This window comes from Paraburkholderia caffeinitolerans (genome assembly GCF_902859945.1).
Classification (GTDB): domain Bacteria; phylum Pseudomonadota; class Gammaproteobacteria; order Burkholderiales; family Burkholderiaceae; genus Paraburkholderia; species Paraburkholderia caffeinitolerans.
Genome location: NZ_CADIKL010000071.1, coordinates 1 through 20,212 on the forward strand (window position 1 = coordinate 1; position 20,212 = coordinate 20,212).

The following is a 20,212-nucleotide window of genomic DNA, read 5'->3' on the forward strand; positions in this document are numbered from 1 at the left end:
CTGTTGCTGTTGCTGTTGCTGTTGCTGTTGCTGTTGCTGTTGCTGTTGCTGTTGCTGTTGCTGTTGCTGTTGCTGTTGCTGTTGCTGTTGCTGTTGCTGTTGCTGTTGCTGAAAGCCCAGATAGTCTCTACTGCGATCAATCGTGGGTCCGGGCGCTTCATCTCGCATGGCAGGAGCTTCATAATCGGGAGACTGCGGCCAGCGCGAGAGCGTGCCGAGCCCTCCAAGGCGCACGTCGTCACCCGCGAGTAGTGCGAGCCACACCGCGTCGGTCACGCTGTTCAATGCGTGCCTTGCTTCAAGCAGTTCCAGATCGAACTCATCGGCAAGCTGCATCACCAGCTCTGCTTTCCCTGGCACCGGCTCGAACCGCTTGAGCGCTCGCAAAAGGCCATGGGGTCGCCGATGCGGAGTGAATCGCGGGTTGGATTCGTCAAGAGCGAGAGAGGCCCTGAAAAATACGCCATCAGCCGTTTCGACGATTGTCCCATAGCGTCCACTCGCCGGGGTCAGCAGATAGGGGTCTCGGGAAAATGTGCCGATCCCCACCAGCACCACGGGCGTGCCGCGAGCGATTGCCTCGAGCATCGTGCGCACCAGAAATGCCAAGGCGGATTCAGTCGCGTACTCCGAAAGGCCGGCCAGAGCGGCAGCATGCCGGGTGATTTCATGCGCAGCGATTATTTTTTTCGGTTCCATCTTTTTGGCGTGAGATTCGAACAGATTGTGGCGCCAACGCTAAGCCGCCCGGTTTGTCTCGATGGTTTTTATCGCAGCAGGATTCAGGTCTATGTGCGCTGCCCAACATTGTATGGCGAACAGGACCGGGCAAGAGCGCTAGTGGCGCGTGCGTTCCATAGGGCTGTTTTCGCCAGCTGTGGTCAGGCTTGAACCGCCATCCCGCCGGTACGGAGCGCTTGCCGATACACATTGGGCGCGGCGCCGAACGCATCGCGAAAGCGATGGCTGAAGTGGCTTGCATTCGCGTAGCCGCACGCGCTCGCAATCTGCGCGAGCGGCAGGCCGGTCGTGCGCAACAACGCGCGAGCCCGTTCGAGCCGCTGCGCCGCAATCCATGCGTGCGGCGGCTGCCCGAACGAAGCGCGGAACATACGCGCCAGGTGGTATTCGGAAAGGCAGGCGACTTCGGCCAGTGTGCCCAGCGTCAAGGGCTCGTCGAGATGGGCGTCGATGTAATCGCGCAGACGCCGCCGCGTGGCCACCGAAAGGCCGCCCTTGAGCGCGGCATCCGGACGGCGCACGCCCTGGCTGCGCAGCAGCAGGCTCAGCACTTCGTGGGCCGTTTCATTGCTGCGCAGCAGCCCCTCCGGATTGGCCCAGTCCTCACCGGCGAGCGTCTGGCAAAGCGCGGCAATACGCTCGTCCTCGAAATACGTGCGGTCCGCGAGCGTAAGCTCGCGCGGTTCCCGGTCGAGTTCGCGAATGGCGCGTCGTGTGAAATGCCCGGGCAGAAAATAGAGGTGCATGAAATGCATGTGGCCGCGCACCCACCAGCGCGATTCGTGATCGCCCGGCAGCGCGCAGAGCCGGCTCGGCGCGCCATAAACGCCTGGTAGCTTCTGCCGCTCGGTGCGGTAGCCGCCGTCGAGATAGCACGACAGCGTGTGATGGCCCGGCTGCTCGTAGACTGTCTCGGCTTCGCGCGTTTCGCGGGTCCAGACTGCCACCGCGAGTTGGTCGCCGAGCCATGCGAACCGCTCCAGCGTTGCGTTCGCGGCGCTTAACGTGCGGCACACCGAATGCAGCCCGAACGGCGTGCTGGCGAGGTCGAGCACGGGAGGCGACGAAGGAACGTCCATGGTTCGGCGAGCAGGCGACTTGGCGGTGGTGAAGTGTGATTACGGGGTGATTACAACGAGCGAGTCTCTAGCGAGCTTTAAGCCGTTTTCAGTATACGCTCCGGCCCCGTCCCGCGCGGGCCACCGGCAACAAATGCGCAATCCTGGACAAGCGCACGCCGCGGCTGCGCGCCATAGTTGGAGCATTGAATCCCATTCATTGCCAGCCATGAATCTTCTTCTTTACGCGCTCACCGTGCTGATCTGGGGAACCACCTGGATTGCCATCAAGTGGCAGCTTGGTGTTGTGCCCGCACCCGTTTCCATCGCGTGGCGCTTCGGCATTGCGGCGCTCCTGATGTTCGCGCTGCTGCGCTTCATGCGTCGGCCCGTCTGGCCGCCGCGAGCGGCCTGGCGTTATCTGGTGGCTCAGGGCCTGGCACTCTTCTGCCTCAATTTTCTGTGCTTCTACTACGCCGAGGACATCGTGCCGAGCGGTCTCGTGGCCGTGGTGTTTTCGACGGCGCCGCTGCTCAATTCAATCAATGGCCGTCTCTTCATGGGCCGGCCATTGCAGCCCGCAGCGGTGGGCGGGGCCGTGCTGGGTCTCATCGGCATCGTGTGCCTGTTCGTCCAGCAGATGGCCGGTCATATCGGCGATCAGGCCGCCTGGCTGGGGCTTGCCGTGGCGTTCCTCGGCACGCAGTGTTTTTCGGCTGGGAATCTGCTGTCGAGCCGCATGCAATCGATGGGCCTGCATCCGCTCGTCACGAACGGCTGGGCCATGCTGATCGGCACCGCGGTGCTGCTGGTGGGCAGCGCGCTAGCTGGGTTGCCGTTCACGATCGAGCTCGATGCGCGTTATCTCGGGGCGCTCGCCTGGCTCGCGGTGGCGGGCTCGGTGATCGGTTTTACCGCGTATCTGATGCTGGTCGGGCGTATCGGTCCCGAGCGGGCCGCCTATTGCACGGTCCTGTTCCCGATCGTGGCGCTCGCGATATCGACGCTCTTTGAAGGCTACCGCTGGACCTGGCTCACCGTCGTGGGGCTGCTGCTGGTGGTTTCGGGCAACCTCGTCGCATTCGATCTCACGCGCCGCGTATTCGTGCGTCGCGCGCCGGCTTCTTGAGATTATCGTGCGGCGCGGCCCCCGGGCTAACGCGGCAGGAACGGGCGGATCGCCGCGTCACTCATGCCCGCCGCGCGCGCCGCGTCCAAGATCTGCGCCCAGCTTTCCTTGTCGACCGGAATGCCGCTCGCGCCGCGCACGCGGCGCGTGGCGTCCTCGCGCTCGCCGGGCAGCAGGATCTCGTCGACGCCGGCTTCGAGGCGCGAGGCCTTGAGCCAGTCGACAAACGCGTCGGCCTGTTGGTCGCGCGCGGGCGCATCAAAGGCGTGGGGATTCACGATCACCGAGAACATGCCGTTGACGATGGCGTGAGTGGTCACCAGTGTTTCGGCATGCGAAGTAAACCCGCCGGTAAGCGCGCCCGCGAAAATCTCGCACATCGCGGCGAGCCCTGAGCCCTTGTGTCCGGCCACCGCGCCGCCGAAGGCGAGCAGCGCGCCGTGCTGGCACTCGCTAAAGAGTGCGCCGGGGTCTCGCGTGGGCGTGCCGTCGTAATCGATCAGTGCCCCGGCGGGCGTTTCGACTCCTTTGTTGAATGCGACGCGCACCTTGCCCGCGGCAATCGCGCTGGTGGCGAAGTCGAGCACGAGCGGCGGGCGGCCCGGGCGCGGAAAGGCCGCGCAAAACGGATTGGTGCCGAAGCGCCGGTCGATGCCGCCAAACGGCGCAACGAGCGGGTCACCCGCCACGTTCACGAAATGGAACGAGACGAGTCCCGCCTGTGCGCATTGCTCGGCCCAGTGACCAATGCGGCCGATATGGTGCGCGTTGCGCAGCCCGAGCGCGCAGATGCCCAGTTCCTTCGTGCGCGCGATGCCGCGCTCGATGGTTTCGTAAGCAACCACCTGGCCGAACGAGTGGCCGCCATCGAGCGTGAGCACGGCGCCGGCGTCGCGCACGAGTTCGGCGTGGCCGTTGAGCTTGAGCTCGCCTTCGCGGCATGCGTGCATATAACGCGGAATCATGCCCACGCCGTGCGAGTCGTGGCCCGCGAGATTGGCGGCTACCAGGTGATCGGCGACGAGCTGTGCCTCGCGCGCCTCGCTGCCCGCCGCTTGCCAGATGGCGACCACGAAGGCGTGCAGCGACTGCAAGTCGACGAGAACTTCGGAGTACGGAGCGAGATTCGATTCGGGCATGGCGTCGGGTGCTGGAGAGAACGGAATGGGCGGCAAGTGCTCGAAGCAAGCGCAATGCCCGCGAGCGCTTGCTCATCTGGCGCGCGCAGCGGCGCCACGCGGCCCACGAGCGGCAGGTGGCTCGCGGCGTCCAGCCTGTCAGCAGGATATGGTCAGACAAAACTAGACCAGTGCCGGGCAGCGGTCAAGCCGGTGTAGCCCGCATCGGACTGATCAGACCCTGCGCGCCCCGAGTTCCTGCGCGAGAAAGTCGACGAACGCGCGAATGCGCGTGGACATCTGATGCCGCTGCAAATACACGGCGTAGATGTCCGCGTTGGGCGTGTCGTACTCGGGCAGCACCTGCACGAGCCGGCCATCGGCCAGGTACTCGGCGATGTCCCATTCGGCGCGCATCAGGATGCCGTGCCCCTCCAGCGCCCAGCGCACGGCGATCTCGCCGTCGTTGGTGGTGAGGTTGCCGTTGATGCGCACCGCCTCGGTTTTGTGCGCCGCGCCACGGCCTGCGATGAGACGCCAGACGCCATAAGCCTCGTCGCCCTGGCGAATGCCGATGCAGTTGTGGCGCGTGAGTTCCTGCGGCGTAGCGGGCACGCCGCGCCGCGCGAGATACGCGGGCGACGCGCACAGCAGACGCCGGTTGGCCGCGAGGCGGCGTGCCACCACGCGCGTATCGGGCGGCTCGCCGAAGCGGATGCAGACGTCGAAGGTGTCGTCGGTGAGCGGCGGCGGGGCGACCGAAAGCTGCAATTGCACCGTCACTTGCGGATGTTTCGCGACGAAGCGCGAGATGGCCGGCCCCACGTGGCTGCGCCCGAAGCCGAGCGTCGCGTTCACGCGCAGGAGGCCCTTGGGGCTTTGCCTCGCGCTGCCGAGCAGTTCCGCCAGTTCGTCGATTTCGTCGAGAATGCGCCGCGCGCGCTCCAGGTACAGCTCGCCCTCGGGCGTGAGCATCATGCGCCGCGTGGTGCGGTTCACGAGGGGCACGCCCGCGCGCTGCTCCATCTGCGTGAGGCGTTTGCTCACGGCGGCGGCGGTGAGCCCCAGCTCGCGCGCCGCCGCGCTCAGGCTGCCCGCCGCCGAAAGCGTGGAGAAGAACGAGAGATCGGCGGGGTGCACGGCTTCACTCATGAATGACCTTCACTTGTGAATTGAAGTTAAGAATGCTTTGAGTCTAGCACCGGTTACGGCGCTTCAGGTTGGGTAAAGTCGATCCCACATTCAATCGAAGGACGTGGAGACGGACACCATGAAGACGTATCGCATCGCAACCATTCCCGGCGACGGTATCGGCAAGGAGGTCGTGCCGGCGGGCAAGGCCGTGCTGGAAGCGCTCGCGCGCACGAACCGCTCGTTCGCGTTCGAATTCGAGAACTTCGATTGGGGCGCCGACTACTACCGCGCCAACGGCGTGATGATGCCCGCCGACGGCCTCGACCAGATCCGCGACAAGGACGCGATCCTGTTCGGCTCGGCGGGCGACCCCGACGTGCCCGATCACATCACGCTGTGGGGCCTGCGCCTGAAGATCTGCCAGGGCTTCGACCAGTACGCGAACGTGCGTCCGACGCGCATCCTGCCCGGCATCGACGCGCCGCTCAAGCGCTGCGGCCCGCAAGACCTGAACTGGGTGATCGTGCGCGAAAACTCCGAGGGTGAATACGCGGGCGTGGGCGGGCGCGTGCACCAGGGCCATCCGATCGAGGCGGCCACCGATGTCTCGATCCTCACGCGTGCCGGCGTCGAGCGCATCATGCGCTTCGCGTTCCGTCTCGCCCAGTCGCGTCCGCGCAAGCTGCTCACGGTGATCACGAAGAGCAACGCGCAGCGTCACGCCATGGTGATGTGGGACGAGATCGCCAACCAGATCGCCGCCGAATTCCCGGACGTGAAGTGGGACAAGGAACTCGTTGATGCCGCAACGGCTCGCATGGTGAACCGTCCCGCCACGCTCGACACCATCGTCGCGACCAACCTGCACGCGGACATCCTGAGCGACCTGGCCGCCGCGCTCGCGGGCAGCCTCGGCATCGCGCCCACAGGCAACATCGACCCCGAGCACCGCTATCCGTCGATGTTCGAGCCGATCCACGGTTCGGCGTTCGACATCATGGGCAAGGGCCTCGCGAATCCGGTAGGCACCTTCTGGTCGGTGGTGATGCTGCTCGAACATCTGGGCGAGCAGGCCGCCGCGCAGCAGGTGATGGCTGCAATCGAGCGTGTGACCGCCGACCCGGCGCTGCACACGGGCGACCTCGGCGGCACGGCTACTACCGCGCAAGTGACCGATGCGGTGTGCGCGCTGATCGAGAAGGTAGCGGTTGTGGCCTGAATTGCTTTAGACGGCGCGTGCCCATATACACGAATCCACTACGACACACGCACGCGCCGCTTTGAAACCGTGGCCCGCGCCTCGCGCGCGGCACGGTCTCCAAGGAGGAGACATATGCATTCCGAACTCGAAACCCGAGTCTCGAAGAAACTCATGTGGCGCATCATTCCGTTCGTGATGCTGCTGTATTTCGTGAGCTTTCTAGACCGCGTCAACGTGGGCTTCGCCGCGATGTCGATGAACAAGGCCATCGGTCTTTCGTCGGCGGCGTTCGGCTTTGGCGGCGGGCTGTTCTTTATCGGCTACTTCCTCTTCGAAGTGCCATCCAATTTGATCTTGCATCGCGTGGGTGCGCGCATCTGGATCGCGCGCGTGATGGTCACGTGGGGCATCGTGAGCGCGGCTTCGGCATTCGTTAGCGGTCCTGCGAGTTTCTACACGCTGCGCTTCTTGCTGGGCATTGCGGAAGCGGGCTTCTTTCCCGGCATCATCCTGTACCTGAGCCAGTGGTTCCCGTCGCGCCAGCGCGCCGTGGCCGCCGCGTGGTTCATGGCCGCCGCGCCCATCTCCACGGCCATCGGCTCGCCGCTCTCGGGCGCAATCATGCAGATGAAGCCGATGTTCGGTCTCGCCGACTGGCAAATGCTCTACGTGCTCGAAGCGATTCCGGCAGTCGTGCTGGGCTTCGCGGTGCTGCGCTGCCTGACCGATGCGCCGGCGAAGGCGAAGTGGCTCGCCAACGACGAAAAGACTTGGCTCATGGCCAAACTGGACGAAGAAGCGAGCGCGCGCAACGCGCAGCACGGCCATACGGGCGCGGTGCTGGCGGCGCTGTGCAATCCGCGCGTGCTGGCGCTGGCGCTGATCTACTTCGGCACCTCGGCAGGGCTGTATACGCTCGGCATCTGGGCGCCGCTGATCGTCAAGCAGTTCGGCTACAGCCCGCTCCAGACAGGGTTGCTCACGGGCATCCCGAGCGTGGCGGCGGTGGTGGCGATGGTGCTGTGGGCGCGCCATTCGGATCGGACCCAGGAACGCACGTGGCACGTAGTGGTGCCGTGCCTGCTCGCATGCGCCGGGTTCGTGCTGGCCGCCGGGGCGAACGGCACGGCCGCCATCGTGGGTGCGCTCGTGCTCGCCAACGTGGGCATCAGCGCGGCCAAGGCGCCGCTGTGGGCGATGCCGAGCGCGTTCCTGTCGGGCGCGGGCGCGGCGGCGGGGATCGCGATGATCAATTCGCTCGGCAACCTGGGCGGCTTCGTCGGGCCTTCGGTGATCGGCTGGCTCAAGAACACGACCGGCGGCTATGGCGCGGGCCTGTATGTGGTGGCGGCGACGCTCGCGGTTTCCGCCGTGGTGACGCTCGTGCTCGGGCGCAAGTGTGGCGACGACGAGGCCAAGCCGCTTGCCCAGGCGCATCGTTGAAATCGTGCGGTGCGCGGGTAAGGTGAAACTGCCCCGCGCCGTTGTTCTGCGCATCGGCGCTTGCTGATTACGATCGCGAGCGCTTGCGCGTTCCCTTCTTCGCACCTTCTTTCGCCGCGCTTGCACGCGGCGTTTCCTTTGGCGCGGGCGCCATGGCGGCGCTCAAGTCTTCGAGCCACGACAGCGCGTCGGCATACGCGAGGAACTGGCGCAGATACCCCGGCGAAAGTTCGCGCATGAGCAGCAGCGCGCGGTGCACGAGGCTGCTCGAATTGAGCGGCCCGGCATTTTTCGGCACTTGATCGAGCGACTGCTGCACCTGCTGGTCGGCGCTCAGGTGCGACCACACTTCGCGGAAGTAATCGAGCAGTTCTGCAGGTGGCCCGCTGCGGGCGAGATGGTCCGCGTTGCCGATGTGCGCCGTGAGCGATGTACCGCGCGCACTTGCGTCTTGTGGAGACGCGTTTTCCGCATGCGCGGGCGGATTCGATGCGGCGTGCAATGCCGCGCGTTCGATCGCGCCGGCATAGTCGGCGAGCAGCCCGTCGATGCGCGCATCGAGCACGCGCCGCGCCGCGCCCGCATGCGTGCTGGCGCGCCGGTCCAATGCGTCGATCAACGCGTAGCGCACGGGATCGAGCCGGTCCGCGCCCTGGGCGCGCCAGCCGTCGAGCGTGGCGCGGGCGCGCGTGGCTTCGTGCTCGCCCATGTCCTCGTGCTCGTTCTCGTTCTCGCAGGGGAGCTCGCGCGCGCCGTCACTCATGGCCGTTCTGTGCCCCGGTTTGCGCTCGTGCGCTGCTCGTGGGTCTTGGCACCGCGGCAATCTCCACGCGGCGATTCTTCGCGCGGCCTGCTTCGTCGGCGTTCGAGCTCACGGGCTGTTCCGAACCGAACGCCGCCGCGAACACCGACTGCGCCGGCACGCCCGCATCGATGAACGCGCGCGTCACGGTGAGCGCGCGCTGGGCGGAGAGTTCCCAGTTGTCGGCGAAGCGGCGGTTGCCCGCATGCACCTGCTGATCGTCGGCGAAACCGCTCACCATCAGAATCTGGTCGCGGTCGCGCAGATACGCGGCCAGCGGCCCCGCGAGACTCTTGAGCAACTCGCGCCCTTGCGGCTGAAGCTGGTCGGAGTTCAGCGCGAACAGCACGTTGCCGCTAATGCCGATGCGCCCGTTCACGAGCGTCACGCGCCCCGCCGCGAGCGGGCCGGCCAGCGCCTGCTCGAGCGTCTTGCGCCGCTGCGTTTCGATCTGGCGCTGCTTGACCTCGTTGGCGAGGCGCGTCGAGGCTTCGAGCTGCATGCCGATCACGCCCACGAGAATCAGCACGAACGCGCCCAGCAATGCTGCCATCAAGTCGCCGAACGCGGCCCAGACCGGCGCGGTGGGTTCCACGCCGCCGTCGATTTCCTCGTTCATGCGGCTTCAGCCCCTGCCTGAACGCGGAAGCGTTGCAGATTCTCGACGATCTGCTTCTGCGAAAGCAGGCTCAGGTCGATCACTTCCTTCGCCTGGGCGACGTAGTAGGCGAGCTGGTCGTCGCTGCGCGCGAGCGACTTGTCGAGCGCGGTTTCGATGCGCTGCAATTGCGTCAAGAGCTTGTCGTTCGACTCGCCGAAATGGTGGACGGCCGCGCCGAACGCATCGCCGAGGCTCGCCATTTCGACGGCGCTGCCCGTGACCTGGGCGGCCGCGCCTTCGAGCGTCTGCGCGCCGGTCTCAACTTGCTGGTCGAAGCGCGCGCCCACGCTTTCCATGAGGCCCGCCGAGGTTTGCACGAGCGCGTCGATGGCGGTGCGCTGCTCGGTGCTCGCGTGGTTCACGGCGTCGAGCAGTGTAGTGACGGTGGAAAGCAGGCGGCCGCGTTCTTCGAGCATCGCGGTGTCCTGCACCATGCTCTCGGAGAGCTTGCGGCGCAGTTCGGCGACCACTTCCGCGGCCACGCGCGGCGCTTCCGATGCGGCGTCGACGAGGCGTGCGATTTCGGCGATGGTGCCGTTGGCGTGCACTTCGGTTTGCGCGGCGATGTCGCTGGCGGTTTTCGCGAGCGCATCGCAGGTGGCTTGCTGGTGCTCGGCTGCTTGCGCGCTTGCGGATTGCCATGCCGTTGCGTTGGTCTCGGCAGCACGCGCGATTTCCGCAATCGTGCCGCTGGCATGTGCTTCGGTTTGCGTGGCGATGTCGCTGGCCGTTTTCGCCAATGCATCGCAGATGATCTGCTGGCGCTCGGCTGCCTGCGCGCTTGCGGCTTGCCATGCCGTTGCGTTGGCTTCGGCAGCACGCGCGATTTCCGCAATCGTGCCGCTGGCGTGCGCTTCGGTTTGCGTGGCGATGTCGTTGGCCGTTTTCGCGAGCGCATCGCAGATGATCTGCTGGCGCTCGGCTGCCTGCGAGCTTGCCGCTTGCCACGCCGTTGCGTTCGCTTCAGCAGCGCGCGCGATTTCCGCAATCGTGCCGCTCGCATGCGCTTCGGTTTGCGCGGAGATGTCGTCGGCGGTTTTCGCGAGCGCATCGCAAATGACCTGCTGGCGCTCCGCCGCCTGCGTGCTGGCCGCCTGCCACGCCGCAGAAGAAGCCTCAGCCACGCGCGTCATTTCGGCAACCGTGCTGTTCGTGTGCGCGCTGGCGTGCGCGGCCATATCGCTCGCGGTCTTGTTCAGCGTCTCGCACACGGCCTGCTGACGCTCCGCAGCCTGGGCGCTGGCCGCTTGCCATGCAGCAGCCGCCGCAACGGCCGCGCGCGAGATTTCGGCGAGCGTGTTGTTCGCGTGCGCTTCGGTCTGGGCGGTGACCGCTTCGGCGGTTTGCGTGAGCGTCGCACATACGGCCTGGTGGTGTTCCGCCGCCTGCGTGCCGGTCGCGCGCCACTCGTCGCGCAGCGTGGCGCTCATCGCGCCGAGCGTTTCGCTCCACGTTGCGAGGCGCGCCTCGTCGCGCGCGACAAGCTGCGTTTGCAGATTCGCGTGCGCGTCGCTCACGGCGCGCAGCAGCGCGGCCGAGTGCTGCTCGAAGGTCGCCGCGGCCGAGGTAAGCGCTTGCTGGTTGTCGCCCGCGAGCTTTTCGCCGGCACGCTCCTGGCGCGCGAGGGCATCCTGCCACGCCTGCGAAACACCGGAAGCCGACGCCGCGAGCCGCGCATCGACGTCCTGCACCAGATTGGCCGAACGCTCCTCAAAGGTCGCGGTGAAGCGCTCGAGCGCCGCTTGCAGGTCGCGCGCGAGTGCTTCGCCCGAACGGCGCTGGTCCACGAGGGCTTCGCTCCAGATGCCGGCCACGCGCGTGGCGTTGGCCTCGAAACCCGAGGCGAGGCCGTCGAGCTGGCGCTCCACGGCTTGCGTGAGCGTGCCGTGCAGCGCGGCGCTTTCGCGCGCGAGCCCCGCCATGGTGGCTTCCACGACCGGCGCGAACGCCGCGCCGGCGGCGCGCGCGCTTTCGGCGGCGCTCGCCTTGAGCGATTCACCCACCGACGTTGCGAGGCGCGCATACGCCGTCTCGGCATTGCCGAGAAAGGCCTGCTGGCTCGCGATCTGGCGTTCGCCGAGCGCGGCGCCCTGGCGCTCGATGGCCGTCATCATCGCTTCGAGGCGCTCGACCAGCTTGGGCATGGCATCGGCCTGACGCGTCATGAGCGCGAAGCTCGTCTCGCGCTGGTGCGCTTGCGAGAACGGGCGCAGCGTGGTGGCGATCAGCGCATCGAGGCGCTGGGCGGTCTCGATGCGCTCGCGGCGGCACAGTGCGGAAAGCAAGCCCAGCATGGCCGAACTCGCGACGCCCGCGATCGAGGTGCCGAACGCGAAGCCGAGCCCGCGAATCGGACCGGCGAGCGCGGCGCGGATGCCGTCGAGATCGGTGGCGCCGTCGAGCGCCACGCCGGTGCCGCGCAGTGTCGTCACCATGCCGAGCAGCGTGCCCAGCATGCCCAGCAGCACCAGCAGGCCGACCAGATAGGGCGTGAGCGACGGGCCGGGCAGGGAGACGCGCTCGCCTTCGATGCGCGCGCGCACGGCGCTGCGCAGGCTCGGATGCAGCTGATCGAGCCAGTCGCCGAGCGAAGCCGCGGGCATGGGGGCAGTGCCCACGGCACCGACTGCGCGCGCGAGCGTGGCGGTGGCCTGCGTGTAGCGGTAAAGCTCGAACGCGCCCGCCACATAACAGGCGCCGATCAACACGGTGACCGCGAGCGCGAGCGGATTCGAGCCGGCATAGCCAGCGGCGATCCAGCACACTGCTGCGAGACCGGCGAGGAAAACAACGAGATCGATACGAAGTCTGGACATAGCGTTTGGGTTCGCGGGCGCTAGTGGGCGCGAAGCGCTGCGAGCAGCCCTTCGACCGGTTGAAACCGAACATCGAGTTCGGCGAGCAAAACACTCTGTACATCCTTGCGGAACGCATCGAGCCACGCGCCGGGCGCGGCTCGAGCCGCTGCCTGTGCCGTGGCTGTGCCTTCCGCTGGTTGAACTTGAACATCTCCTGCGTGGCTGGCGCTTTCGGCGTCTGGCGCGTCACCGGATGCGGCCTGGGCTTCGCGGGCCGCAGCTTCGCGCGCCACCTTGCGCAGCCGCTCGAAATGCGCGCCCAGCAGGCCAGGCACCGCGCCGAGCAGAGCGCGTTCGCGCGCGGCGAGCGAGCGCTCCATGATGGCGTCGAGCGTCGCGAGCTTCGCCATGGCGGGCGACACCGCCGCGAGCCGGCTGCGCAGCCGCCCGCGCAAGTCGCCGATATCGCTTTCCATCTTCTGCTGGAGCGCGACGTAGCACTGACGAAAGACCGCGTAGTCGGTGTCCGTTTCGTCTGTAACCGGTGCTTGAGGAACCGGCGCTGGTTGCAACGCGCGCGCGTGGCCATAGGCGCCGGTGCGGCGCGCCTTCGCGGGCGCGAGTACGCCGTCGAGCGCAATCGCCTTCGAGAGCGTCGAGCGCAGGCTCAGGCACCGCTGCGCTTCGTCTTCGCCGTTCGTGCGCGCGCCGTTCGTCACGGCGCTCGCCGTTGCCGGAGCGCTAAGCACTGTCGAGAGCGCGATCGCGTCGGTCCAGCCGAGCCACTGGCTCAGCCGGTCCGCGAGCGACTGCGACGAGGCCTGCACTTCGGCCTCGCTCAGGCGCGCTAGCAGGCGAACAAGGGCCGGACCGCTCAATGAGGTGCGCTGCGGGGAATGGACCATACCACAAGAGGCAAAAAAGGCAGCAGTTTACACGGCGGCGCGGGGGCGATCGTGGTTTTGCGGCGCGGGCGGTGGTTTATCAGGGCCGCGTGCGGCAGTCGGTGGACGGCTGGGCGGGCAATTCAGGGCGCTCAGTGCGGTTTGGGCAGGGCTAGGGCGGAGAGGGCGATTCCTCCAAGGCGGGCGCATTGCGGGGCCTCTGCCGGCGCCGGCGAGCGGGCACGGTGCCGGCCTGCCGTGCCGGGCAATCGTCGGACTGAATCATTGGCGCGCGTTAAACTGCTTCTCCGCGCGGGCGCTGCCGCTCGCGCACGAGGAGATCTCCATGGCGCTTTCCAGTCTGAGCGCATTCGCGCTGGCACTCGTTGTGATGGCCGGCATGCCGGGCCCGAGTGTCGCGGCCCTTGTGGCCCGCGTGCTGACCAGCGGCTTTCGCGACGTGTTGCCATTTCTCGCTGCCATGTGGATTGGCGAGGCGGTCTGGTTGACCTGCGCCGTTGCGGGACTCGCGGCGCTTGCGCATACCTTTGCGCTCGGGTTTCTCGTGCTCAAGTTTTTGGGCGTTGCGTATCTGCTGTTTCTCGCGTGGAAGATGTGGTTTGCGCCCGCCGAGTTGCAGGCGGATAGTCTGCCGGGCAAGCGCTCGCCGGTGCGCATGTTTTTCGCCGGGCTCTCGGTCGCACTCGGAAATCCGAAGATCATGATTTTCTATATGGCCCTGCTGCCGACAATGGTCGATCTTTCTCGCGTGGGCGTGCTCGCCTGGTCGGAACTCGTGCTCACGATGCTCGCGGTGCTCATCGCCACCGATCTCGCCTGGGTGCTGTTCGCGACGCGCGCGCGGCGCTTGCTCACGAGCCGCCGCATGGTGCGTGCCGCGAACCGCAGCAGCGCGATCGCCATGGCGGGGGCGGCGGTGACGATTGCGGCGAGGTAGTACACGCTCCCCGTAGGGATATCGCTGGGCGTCTTGTTCTTCGTTCTAGACTGTCGTCCCACCCATTACCCCGCCCACGGATCCTTGCATGTCCACGCTTGCCCGCGCGATCGAAACTGCGCCTGAGCAGGGCTCCACATTCGATTGCGATTGGCTCGTGTGCATGACCGGGAAAGGAAGCGGTGCGGCGCGCGTGGGCTTTGGCCGCTACGAATGGCGCGCGGTGGGCGACACGGGTCGCATTGCTGCGCTGCATATCCTGATCGAAGCGATGCACACGCTGCGGGCGCAATGGAGCGGAGCAATTCTCGACTGGGTCTTAAAGCTGCCGTATCCGTGGTGCCCGCGCGAGGCGCTCGCCGCTGGAGCACCCGCATTCGAACCCGTGCAGTCGGTTCTAAAGACGCTCGCACAACGCGCCTGATTCGTGCTCCCAAGCCTTTCGTCGCGCCCAACAATTAGCCCGGCCGCGAAGTGCTTCTACAGTGCGGAGAACATCGCGACCGAAGGCAGCGCTGCGAGAATCGAGAGCGAAGAAGCCGGTATTCCAATGGTTTTTTCCAGGGCAAGCTTAATGCGTACGGCATATGCGTCTTCGATAGTCCGGCGCAGCGATTGTTGGAATCAACGCACCAACCGAAAGCCTGCGAGGTTCACCGAAGGTTACAAGACTGCACGATAGATATTTTGCAGCCGGGGGTGCGGCAATGTACGAAGTCGTCGACAGGTCAGGTATCTACAACGACTGGTGGCCGTACTCGATATCGAATTATGGTTGGTCTCATGACTCTCGAAAAGAACTGGGTCGCCGCTCAGCAAGAACAAACGGCCTGATGGTTTCGCCTATGTGATTCGCGAAACATGGGCAAGGTTACATGTTGCGCTGCCCGGCAATATACAGCGGCGCCCTGCTGATGAAATTCGAAAGAAAATAGAAGGAAAAATGACAGTGGGCGCCGTCGGCGCGATGCTCATGCACCTTTCATTATCATTTTTTGCTTGACCTCGGGTAAGTACTTTCGATTTCAACGATGCGATAGATTCGGGGCGGTGCTTGAATGATATTACCGGTTCGGTGAGAAAAATTTCATCTAATCCGGGAGGCGGGTGCCTGTAATCGAAATGCCGGCCAATATGCGAAAAAGAAAAGAATAAAATATTGGCGTCATTTGATCAGTTGCGGCGAACTGTCGAATATAAAGATTGTGAGGTCATGTGTGCGTAAGTATGTTGAGAGGCTATTTCGTGATATTCCTCCTATAGTTTTATTTATTCGGCTCATAGGTATTTTCGTCGGGTCGATGCGAAAACTGCTGGTGCTCACTGTGCTTGCATGGGCATCCATTGCCGCGATGGCTGATGGGCGCACGGAACAAGTTGCGCAGCTTGGCCATTTCCGGGACTGCGATGTTTGCTCCGAGATGGTTGTGCTTCCCGCCGGAAAATACATGATGGGTGCGACCAAGGGTGAATTCGAGGGGCAGGAGAAATATTCTTTCATGTATAACGACGAGACTCCACGACATGAAGAGTACGTAAAATCGTTTGCCATTGCCAAATTTGACGTGACCAGAAGGCAGTTCGCTATTTTTGCAATGGAGACCGGATTTCGGGGTAAGGGTTGCGAGATTTTCGATGGAAAGACCTGGATCACTGATGCGAACGCGGACTGGCAGAATCCCGGGTTCAGGCAGACAGATAATGATCCTGTCGTTTGTGTGTCGTGGAACGATGCGCAAAAATATATCGCGTGGATCAATTTCAGGTTGAAAAATAACAAGGGAATAGCTTACAGGTTACCCACCGAGGCCGAATGGGAGTATGCAGCGAGGGCGGGCACGGTTACGGCGGCGTATTGGGGCAACACCCCGCAAGATCAATGTGAATACGAAAATGCTCGTGATGAGTCGGCAAGGTTTCTTGATCCGACCATAGATCATGCGTCTTGCACCGATGGGTATATCTATACCGCGCCGGTTGGTTCGTTCAAGCCGAATCTATGGGGATTGTTTGACATGCTGGGTAATGTAGAGCAATGGATTCAAGATTGTGTGAGTGTTGGGTACTACCTCGCCCCCAATACATCCATTAGCCCGGATGCCTGCAAGTCCAGAACCTTACGGGGAACAAGTTGGGCGGGGATTCCTGTCGCTGTCCGATCTGCTATGCGTGGAGGGGCGATTGCAAGTATGCGGGTGAGTGACATTGGGTTTCGTCTTGCCAGAAGCAACAAGTAATAATTGAAAAGGAGTTATTGATGCCTGGAATCAGTGTTGTTCAAACCGGAAAGGACATTGGGGCTTTCTTTAATTCGTGCTCCCAAGCCTTTCGTCGCGCCCAACAATTAGCCCGGCCGCGAAGTGCTTCTGCAGTGCGGAGAACATCGCGACCGAAGGCAGCGCTGCGAGAATCGAGAGCGAAGAAGCCGGTATTCCAATGGTTTTTTCCAGGGCAAGCTTAATGCGTACGGCATATGCGTCTTCGATAGTCCGGCGCAGCGATTGTTGGAATCAACGCACCAACCGAAAGCCTGCGAGGTTCACCGAAGGTTACAAGACTGCACGATAGATATTTTGCAGCCGGGGGTGCGGCAATGTACGAAGTCGTCGACAGGTCAGGTATCTACAACGACTGGTGGCCGTACTCGATATCGAATTATGGTTGGTCTCATGACTCTCGAAAAGAACTGGGTCGCCGCTCAGCAAGAACAAACGGCCTGATGGTTTCGCCTATGTGATTCGCGAAACATGGGCAAGGTTACATGTTGCGCTGCCCGGCAATATACAGCGGCGCCCTGCTGATGAAATTCGAAAGAAAATAGAAGGAAAAATGACAGTGGGCGCCGTCGGCGCGATGCTCATGCACCTTTCATTATCATTTTTTGCTTGACCTCGGGTAAGTACTTTCGATTTCAACGATGCGATAGATTCGGGGCGGTGCTTGAATGATATTACCGGTTCGGTGAGAAAAATTTCATCTAATCCGGGAGGCGGGTGCCTGTAATCGAAATGCCGGCCAATATGCGAAAAAGAAAAGAATAAAATATTGGCGTCATTTGATCAGTTGCGGCGAACTGTCGAATATAAAGATTGTGAGGTCATGTGTGCGTAAGTATGTTGAGAGGCTATTTCGTGATATTCCTCCTATAGTTTTATTTATTCGGCTCATAGGTATTTTCGTCGGGTCGATGCGAAAACTGCTGGTGCTCACTGTGCTTGCATGGGCATCCATTGCCGCGATGGCTGATGGGCGCACGGAACAAGTTGCGCAGCTTGGCCATTTCCGGGACTGCGATGTTTGCTCCGAGATGGTTGTGCTTCCCGCCGGAAAATACATGATGGGTGCGACCAAGGGTGAATTCGAGGGGCAGGAGAAATATTCTTTCATGTATAACGACGAGACTCCACGACATGAAGAGTACGTAAAATCGTTTGCCATTGCCAAATTTGACGTGACCAGAAGGCAGTTCGCTATTTTTGCAATGGAGACCGGATTTCGGGGTAAGGGTTGCGAGATTTTCGATGGAAAGACCTGGATCACTGATGCGAACGCGGACTGGCAGAATCCCGGGTTCAGGCAGACAGATAATGATCCTGTTGTTTGCGTGTCATGGAATGACGTGCAGAAATACATTGCTTGGCTCAATTCGCAGCTGACAAAAAACAAGGGAATAGCCTACAGGTTACCCACCGAGGCCGAATGGGAGTATGCAGCGAGGGCGGGCACGGTTACGGCGGCGTACTGGGGCAACAACCCGCCAGATCAATGCGAATACGAGAATGCTCGTGATGAGTCGGCAAGGTTTCTTGATCCAACCATAGATCATGCGCCTTGCACCGATGGGTATATCTATACCGCGCCGGTTGGTTCGTTCAAGCCGAATCCATGGGGATTGTTCGACATGCTAGGCAATGCGGAGCAATGGGTTGGGGATTGTGTCAATTTCGGATATCACAGTCCGCCTAATCTATCTGCAAGCCCAGATGCCTGTAAATCAAGGGCTTTACGAGGAACAAGCTGGGCGGGAATTCCTGTTAGCGTCCGGTCCGCGAGCCGGAGTGGGATGCCTGCTAATGCTCGCGTGAGTAATTTTGGGTTTCGTATTGCCAGAAGCATTCAGCACTAACCAAGGAGAATGGTTTTATGTCTGGAATTGAGATCGTGCAAACCGGAAAGGACATTGGGGCTTTCTTTAATTCGTGGATAACGTATGTTAACTCTGCGCAACAATACAACGCTAACCCTAACGATTCTGCTGCGAAGCAAGGCCTGATTTCGAGCGCGAATGCGCTATCGAGTGCGATAGCTACGGTGGGCAAGAACCAGCTCTTCGCTTCGACATTAGGTACGTTGGCAGGGGTGGGCGACATGCCTATTCAGGTATCTGCATATCAAACTGCAGTCGCGACTGGGAAAATTAACGATCAAACAGCAGCGCTTTCCTCAATCGCGGGTGACGCTGCCAGCATTGCCGGTACTGCGGCCACTACTGTTGGGGCATGGGCCAAACTGACTCAGAATAGTGGTCTTGCCGATTTGATGGGCGAAGTCGCGGAGCATGCTAATGATTTCGCTTTGGCTGTAGGGGCAGTTGGTACAGCCGTCGATGTGGGAAACTGGTTCAACAGCACATTTCTGCCGGGATTCAATAAGTGGATCGGAAATACGCCGCAACAGTTAGACGAGGATATGCTGCTGAACTTGAACGACTCCAGTGGCAATTTGGAAATCATCATGCCTGGTCAAAGCGGTGATTCGCTGACTGAAACACCATTGAGCGGGAATGCCTTCCAGTATGTTGAGGCAAACAGTGGTGGTTCTCAGGTAAGCAGCGTAGTGCTCGCGATGAATGGGACTACAGTTACGGAGACGATCAGTGGTCAAGGTATCGTATCCGATGTGTCGAATTTTCAGATTAACCTCAATGCAAACGCAAGTGCAACCATTGATGGAAGTGCCGATACGGCGAACGTCAACGGTTCTGGCAGCATAATTTCGATCGGTGGCAACGGCCAGAACGCAACCACGGCCAACGACGACCATGTGAATTTCGCCAGTGGCGTAAGCGGCACGGTCAATCTCAGTGCCAACTCCCGTGCTGAAATTAACGGCAACGGTATCACGGTGAACGCCGCTGGAAACGACACAACGGGAGTCTATGGCACTGGCGACATCGTCAACTTCGTTTCCAACACCGGTTCGCTGCTCGATCTCTACACCGCGAATTCCTCGACAGCGGTGAACGGGGCCGGCAATGCGATCGGCATCTTTGCTGCCGGCGATAATGTCACCGCATCGGGCGAAACGATTACGGTCAACAGCGGGTTTGGTGCTACTGTCGCGGGTGGTAACGACACGATTCAGCTTTCGGGAAGTGGCGACACCCTTGTTCTTTCAGGCGGTTCTGGCTACACGGTGCGAGGTGGTCTGAACGATACGATATCCGTATATGGTCCTCAGACCGACAACATATCAATGACGTCAGGCTCGGAACTATTCTATACGCAAGCAGGCGTAAAGACTGCCGATGAATTGTTTAGTGCTGGTGTCGAAACGGATTATCTTGGGTTTAGTTCAGCGGGCGTCGAAACGTATGACGAGAAGTTCAACACGGCGGGTCAGGAGACCGACTACGATCTTCTGGCGTCGAACGGGCAGATTACGCAGGACGAACAGTTTAACGTTTCGACGGGCAAGGAAGTCGATGCGCTGAACTATACGAATGGCGTAAAGACTGACGAAGTATATTATAACTCGGGCGGAGTAGAAGCCAATGACGAGTTCTTTAACTCTACCGGAATAGAAACGTCGAATATTCAGTTTGATGCCACGGGCCACAAGTCCGACATCCAGTACTTCTCGGGGGCAGCAACCAACAACTACGAGACGGACCAGATCAACTTCAATGTCGCGACCGGCGGCGAGACCTCGGAACTGGACTACAACCCGGCAGGCAAGGAAACCGACGTGCTGAATTTCATCGGCACGGCGACCAACGACTACGAGACGAACCGCATCAATTTCAGCACCACGACCGGCGGCGAAACTTCGGAACTCGACTACAACCCGGCGGGCAAGGAAACCGACGTGCTGAACTTCATCGGCACGGCGACGAACGACTACGAGACGAACCGGATCAACTACAACGTCTCGACCGGCGGCGAAACCTCGGAGCTGGACTACAACCCGGCAGGCAAGGAAACCGACGTGCTGAATTTCATCGGCACGGCGACCAACGACTACGAGACGAACCGCATCAATTTCAGCACCACGACCGGCGGCGAA

16 protein-coding genes and 1 pseudogene are annotated in these 20,212 nt (G+C 62.2%); 8 read left to right on the forward strand and 9 right to left on the reverse strand.

Annotated elements, in window-relative coordinates; genetic code table 11:
- The coding region (locus HV773_RS35365; RefSeq protein WP_175198426.1) for an HU family DNA-binding protein at positions 1-699 on the reverse strand (699 nt) is incomplete at its 3' end.
- Positions 700-881: 182 nt separating this feature from the next.
- Positions 882-1,820, reverse strand: a complete 939-nt coding sequence (locus HV773_RS35370) for a helix-turn-helix domain-containing protein (protein WP_175198427.1) — start codon at positions 1,818-1,820, stop codon at positions 882-884.
- 208 nt (positions 1,821-2,028) lie between these two features.
- Between HV773_RS35370 and HV773_RS35375 the strand changes: the two genes are divergently transcribed.
- Complete coding sequence (locus HV773_RS35375; RefSeq protein WP_175198428.1) at positions 2,029-2,928, forward strand: DMT family transporter; 900 nt, start codon at positions 2,029-2,031, stop codon at positions 2,926-2,928.
- A 26-nt stretch (positions 2,929-2,954) separates the two neighbouring features.
- Here HV773_RS35375 and HV773_RS35380 read toward each other — a convergent pair whose 3' ends face one another.
- Positions 2,955-4,067, reverse strand: a complete 1,113-nt coding sequence (locus tag HV773_RS35380) for a malate/lactate/ureidoglycolate dehydrogenase (RefSeq protein WP_175198429.1) — start codon at positions 4,065-4,067, stop codon at positions 2,955-2,957.
- A gap of 213 nt (positions 4,068-4,280) precedes the next feature.
- The gene (locus tag HV773_RS35385) at positions 4,281-5,198 is read right to left on the reverse strand and encodes a LysR family transcriptional regulator (RefSeq protein WP_175198430.1); all 918 of its coding nucleotides are present in this window, start codon (positions 5,196-5,198) and stop codon (positions 4,281-4,283) included.
- 118 nt (positions 5,199-5,316) lie between these two features.
- On the opposite strand from HV773_RS35385, the gene HV773_RS35390 reads away from it, so the two are divergent.
- Together HV773_RS35390 and HV773_RS35395 are read left to right on the forward strand one after the other, a co-directional pair.
- Positions 5,317-6,399, forward strand: a complete 1,083-nt coding sequence (locus HV773_RS35390; RefSeq protein ID WP_175198431.1) for a tartrate dehydrogenase — start codon at positions 5,317-5,319, stop codon at positions 6,397-6,399.
- A gap of 114 nt (positions 6,400-6,513) precedes the next feature.
- Complete coding sequence (locus HV773_RS35395) at positions 6,514-7,824, forward strand: MFS transporter (RefSeq protein ID WP_175198432.1); 1,311 nt, start codon at positions 6,514-6,516, stop codon at positions 7,822-7,824.
- 67 nt (positions 7,825-7,891) lie between these two features.
- Here the strand turns inward: HV773_RS35395 and HV773_RS35400 are convergent, their stop codons facing one another.
- Genes HV773_RS35400 through HV773_RS35415 form a run of 4 tightly spaced genes read right to left on the reverse strand, consistent with a single transcriptional unit; the run spans position 7,892 to position 12,990 of the window.
- Complete coding sequence (locus HV773_RS35400) at positions 7,892-8,533, reverse strand: DUF2894 domain-containing protein (RefSeq protein ID WP_175198441.1); 642 nt, start codon at positions 8,531-8,533, stop codon at positions 7,892-7,894.
- Positions 8,534-8,579: 46 nt separating this feature from the next.
- Entirely contained in the window at positions 8,580-9,245 is a 666-nt protein-coding gene (locus HV773_RS35405) for an OmpA family protein (RefSeq protein WP_175198433.1), read from the reverse strand.
- Positions 9,242-12,103, reverse strand: coding sequence for a DUF802 domain-containing protein (locus HV773_RS35410; protein WP_175198434.1), 2,862 nt, complete (start codon positions 12,101-12,103; stop codon positions 9,242-9,244). The genes HV773_RS35405 and HV773_RS35410 overlap by 4 nt, the downstream gene beginning before the upstream one ends.
- Positions 12,104-12,123: 20 nt before the next feature.
- Positions 12,124-12,990 (reverse strand): DUF3348 domain-containing protein, encoded by an 867-nt coding sequence (locus tag HV773_RS35415; RefSeq protein WP_175198435.1) that lies wholly within the window; start codon positions 12,988-12,990, stop codon positions 12,124-12,126.
- A 325-nt stretch (positions 12,991-13,315) separates the two neighbouring features.
- Here HV773_RS35415 and HV773_RS35420 point away from each other — a divergent pair, with 325 nt between their 5' ends.
- From HV773_RS35420 to HV773_RS35430, 3 genes are all read left to right on the forward strand, one after another.
- Entirely contained in the window at positions 13,316-13,927 is a 612-nt protein-coding gene (locus tag HV773_RS35420) for a LysE family translocator (RefSeq protein WP_175198436.1), read from the forward strand.
- Positions 13,928-14,015: 88 nt separating this feature from the next.
- Positions 14,016-14,351: a hypothetical protein gene (locus HV773_RS35425; protein ID WP_175198437.1), complete on the forward strand. Its 336-nt coding sequence runs from the start codon at positions 14,016-14,018 to the stop codon at positions 14,349-14,351.
- Positions 14,352-15,228: 877 nt separating this feature from the next.
- Positions 15,229-16,164: a formylglycine-generating enzyme family protein gene (locus tag HV773_RS35430; RefSeq protein ID WP_175198438.1), complete on the forward strand. Its 936-nt coding sequence runs from the start codon at positions 15,229-15,231 to the stop codon at positions 16,162-16,164.
- An 86-nt stretch (positions 16,165-16,250) separates the two neighbouring features.
- Here HV773_RS35430 and HV773_RS37635 read toward each other — a convergent pair.
- Positions 16,251-16,350, reverse strand: a pseudogene (locus HV773_RS37635) (carbohydrate ABC transporter permease); the annotation flags it as partial.
- A 764-nt stretch (positions 16,351-17,114) separates the two neighbouring features.
- Here HV773_RS37635 and HV773_RS35435 point away from each other — a divergent pair.
- Complete coding sequence (locus tag HV773_RS35435; RefSeq protein WP_175198439.1) at positions 17,115-18,053, forward strand: formylglycine-generating enzyme family protein; 939 nt, start codon at positions 17,115-17,117, stop codon at positions 18,051-18,053.
- 17 nt (positions 18,054-18,070) lie between these two features.
- Positions 18,071-20,212, forward strand: a 2,142-nt coding sequence (locus tag HV773_RS35440; protein WP_175198440.1) for a beta strand repeat-containing protein, incomplete at its 3' end; no start/stop codon positions are given.

What these genes read in the sequence shown, in the direction of transcription:
- HV773_RS35400 (WP_175198441.1), bottom strand. Translation starts at nt 8,533, where the DNA reads ATGGGCGAGCACGAAGCCACGCGCGCCCGCGCCACGCTCGACGGCTGG.
- HV773_RS35390 (WP_175198431.1), top strand. Translation starts at nt 5,317, where the DNA reads ATGAAGACGTATCGCATCGCAACCATTCCCGGCGACGGTATCGGCAAG.
- HV773_RS35420 (WP_175198436.1), top strand. Translation starts at nt 13,316, where the DNA reads ATGGCGCTTTCCAGTCTGAGCGCATTCGCGCTGGCACTCGTTGTGATG.
- HV773_RS35415 (WP_175198435.1), bottom strand. Translation starts at nt 12,990, where the DNA reads ATGGTCCATTCCCCGCAGCGCACCTCATTGAGCGGTCCGGCCCTTGTT.
- HV773_RS35430 (WP_175198438.1), top strand. Translation starts at nt 15,229, where the DNA reads ATGCGAAAACTGCTGGTGCTCACTGTGCTTGCATGGGCATCCATTGCC.
- HV773_RS35425 (WP_175198437.1), top strand. Translation starts at nt 14,016, where the DNA reads ATGTCCACGCTTGCCCGCGCGATCGAAACTGCGCCTGAGCAGGGCTCC.
- HV773_RS35375 (WP_175198428.1), top strand. Translation starts at nt 2,029, where the DNA reads ATGAATCTTCTTCTTTACGCGCTCACCGTGCTGATCTGGGGAACCACC.
- HV773_RS35395 (WP_175198432.1), top strand. Translation starts at nt 6,514, where the DNA reads ATGCATTCCGAACTCGAAACCCGAGTCTCGAAGAAACTCATGTGGCGC.
- HV773_RS35380 (WP_175198429.1), bottom strand. Translation starts at nt 4,067, where the DNA reads ATGCCCGAATCGAATCTCGCTCCGTACTCCGAAGTTCTCGTCGACTTG.
- HV773_RS35410 (WP_175198434.1), bottom strand. Translation starts at nt 12,103, where the DNA reads ATGTCCAGACTTCGTATCGATCTCGTTGTTTTCCTCGCCGGTCTCGCA.
- HV773_RS35370 (WP_175198427.1), bottom strand. Translation starts at nt 1,820, where the DNA reads ATGGACGTTCCTTCGTCGCCTCCCGTGCTCGACCTCGCCAGCACGCCG.
- HV773_RS35405 (WP_175198433.1), bottom strand. Translation starts at nt 9,245, where the DNA reads ATGAACGAGGAAATCGACGGCGGCGTGGAACCCACCGCGCCGGTCTGG.
- HV773_RS35385 (WP_175198430.1), bottom strand. Translation starts at nt 5,198, where the DNA reads ATGAGTGAAGCCGTGCACCCCGCCGATCTCTCGTTCTTCTCCACGCTT.
- HV773_RS35435 (WP_175198439.1), top strand. Translation starts at nt 17,115, where the DNA reads ATGCGAAAACTGCTGGTGCTCACTGTGCTTGCATGGGCATCCATTGCC.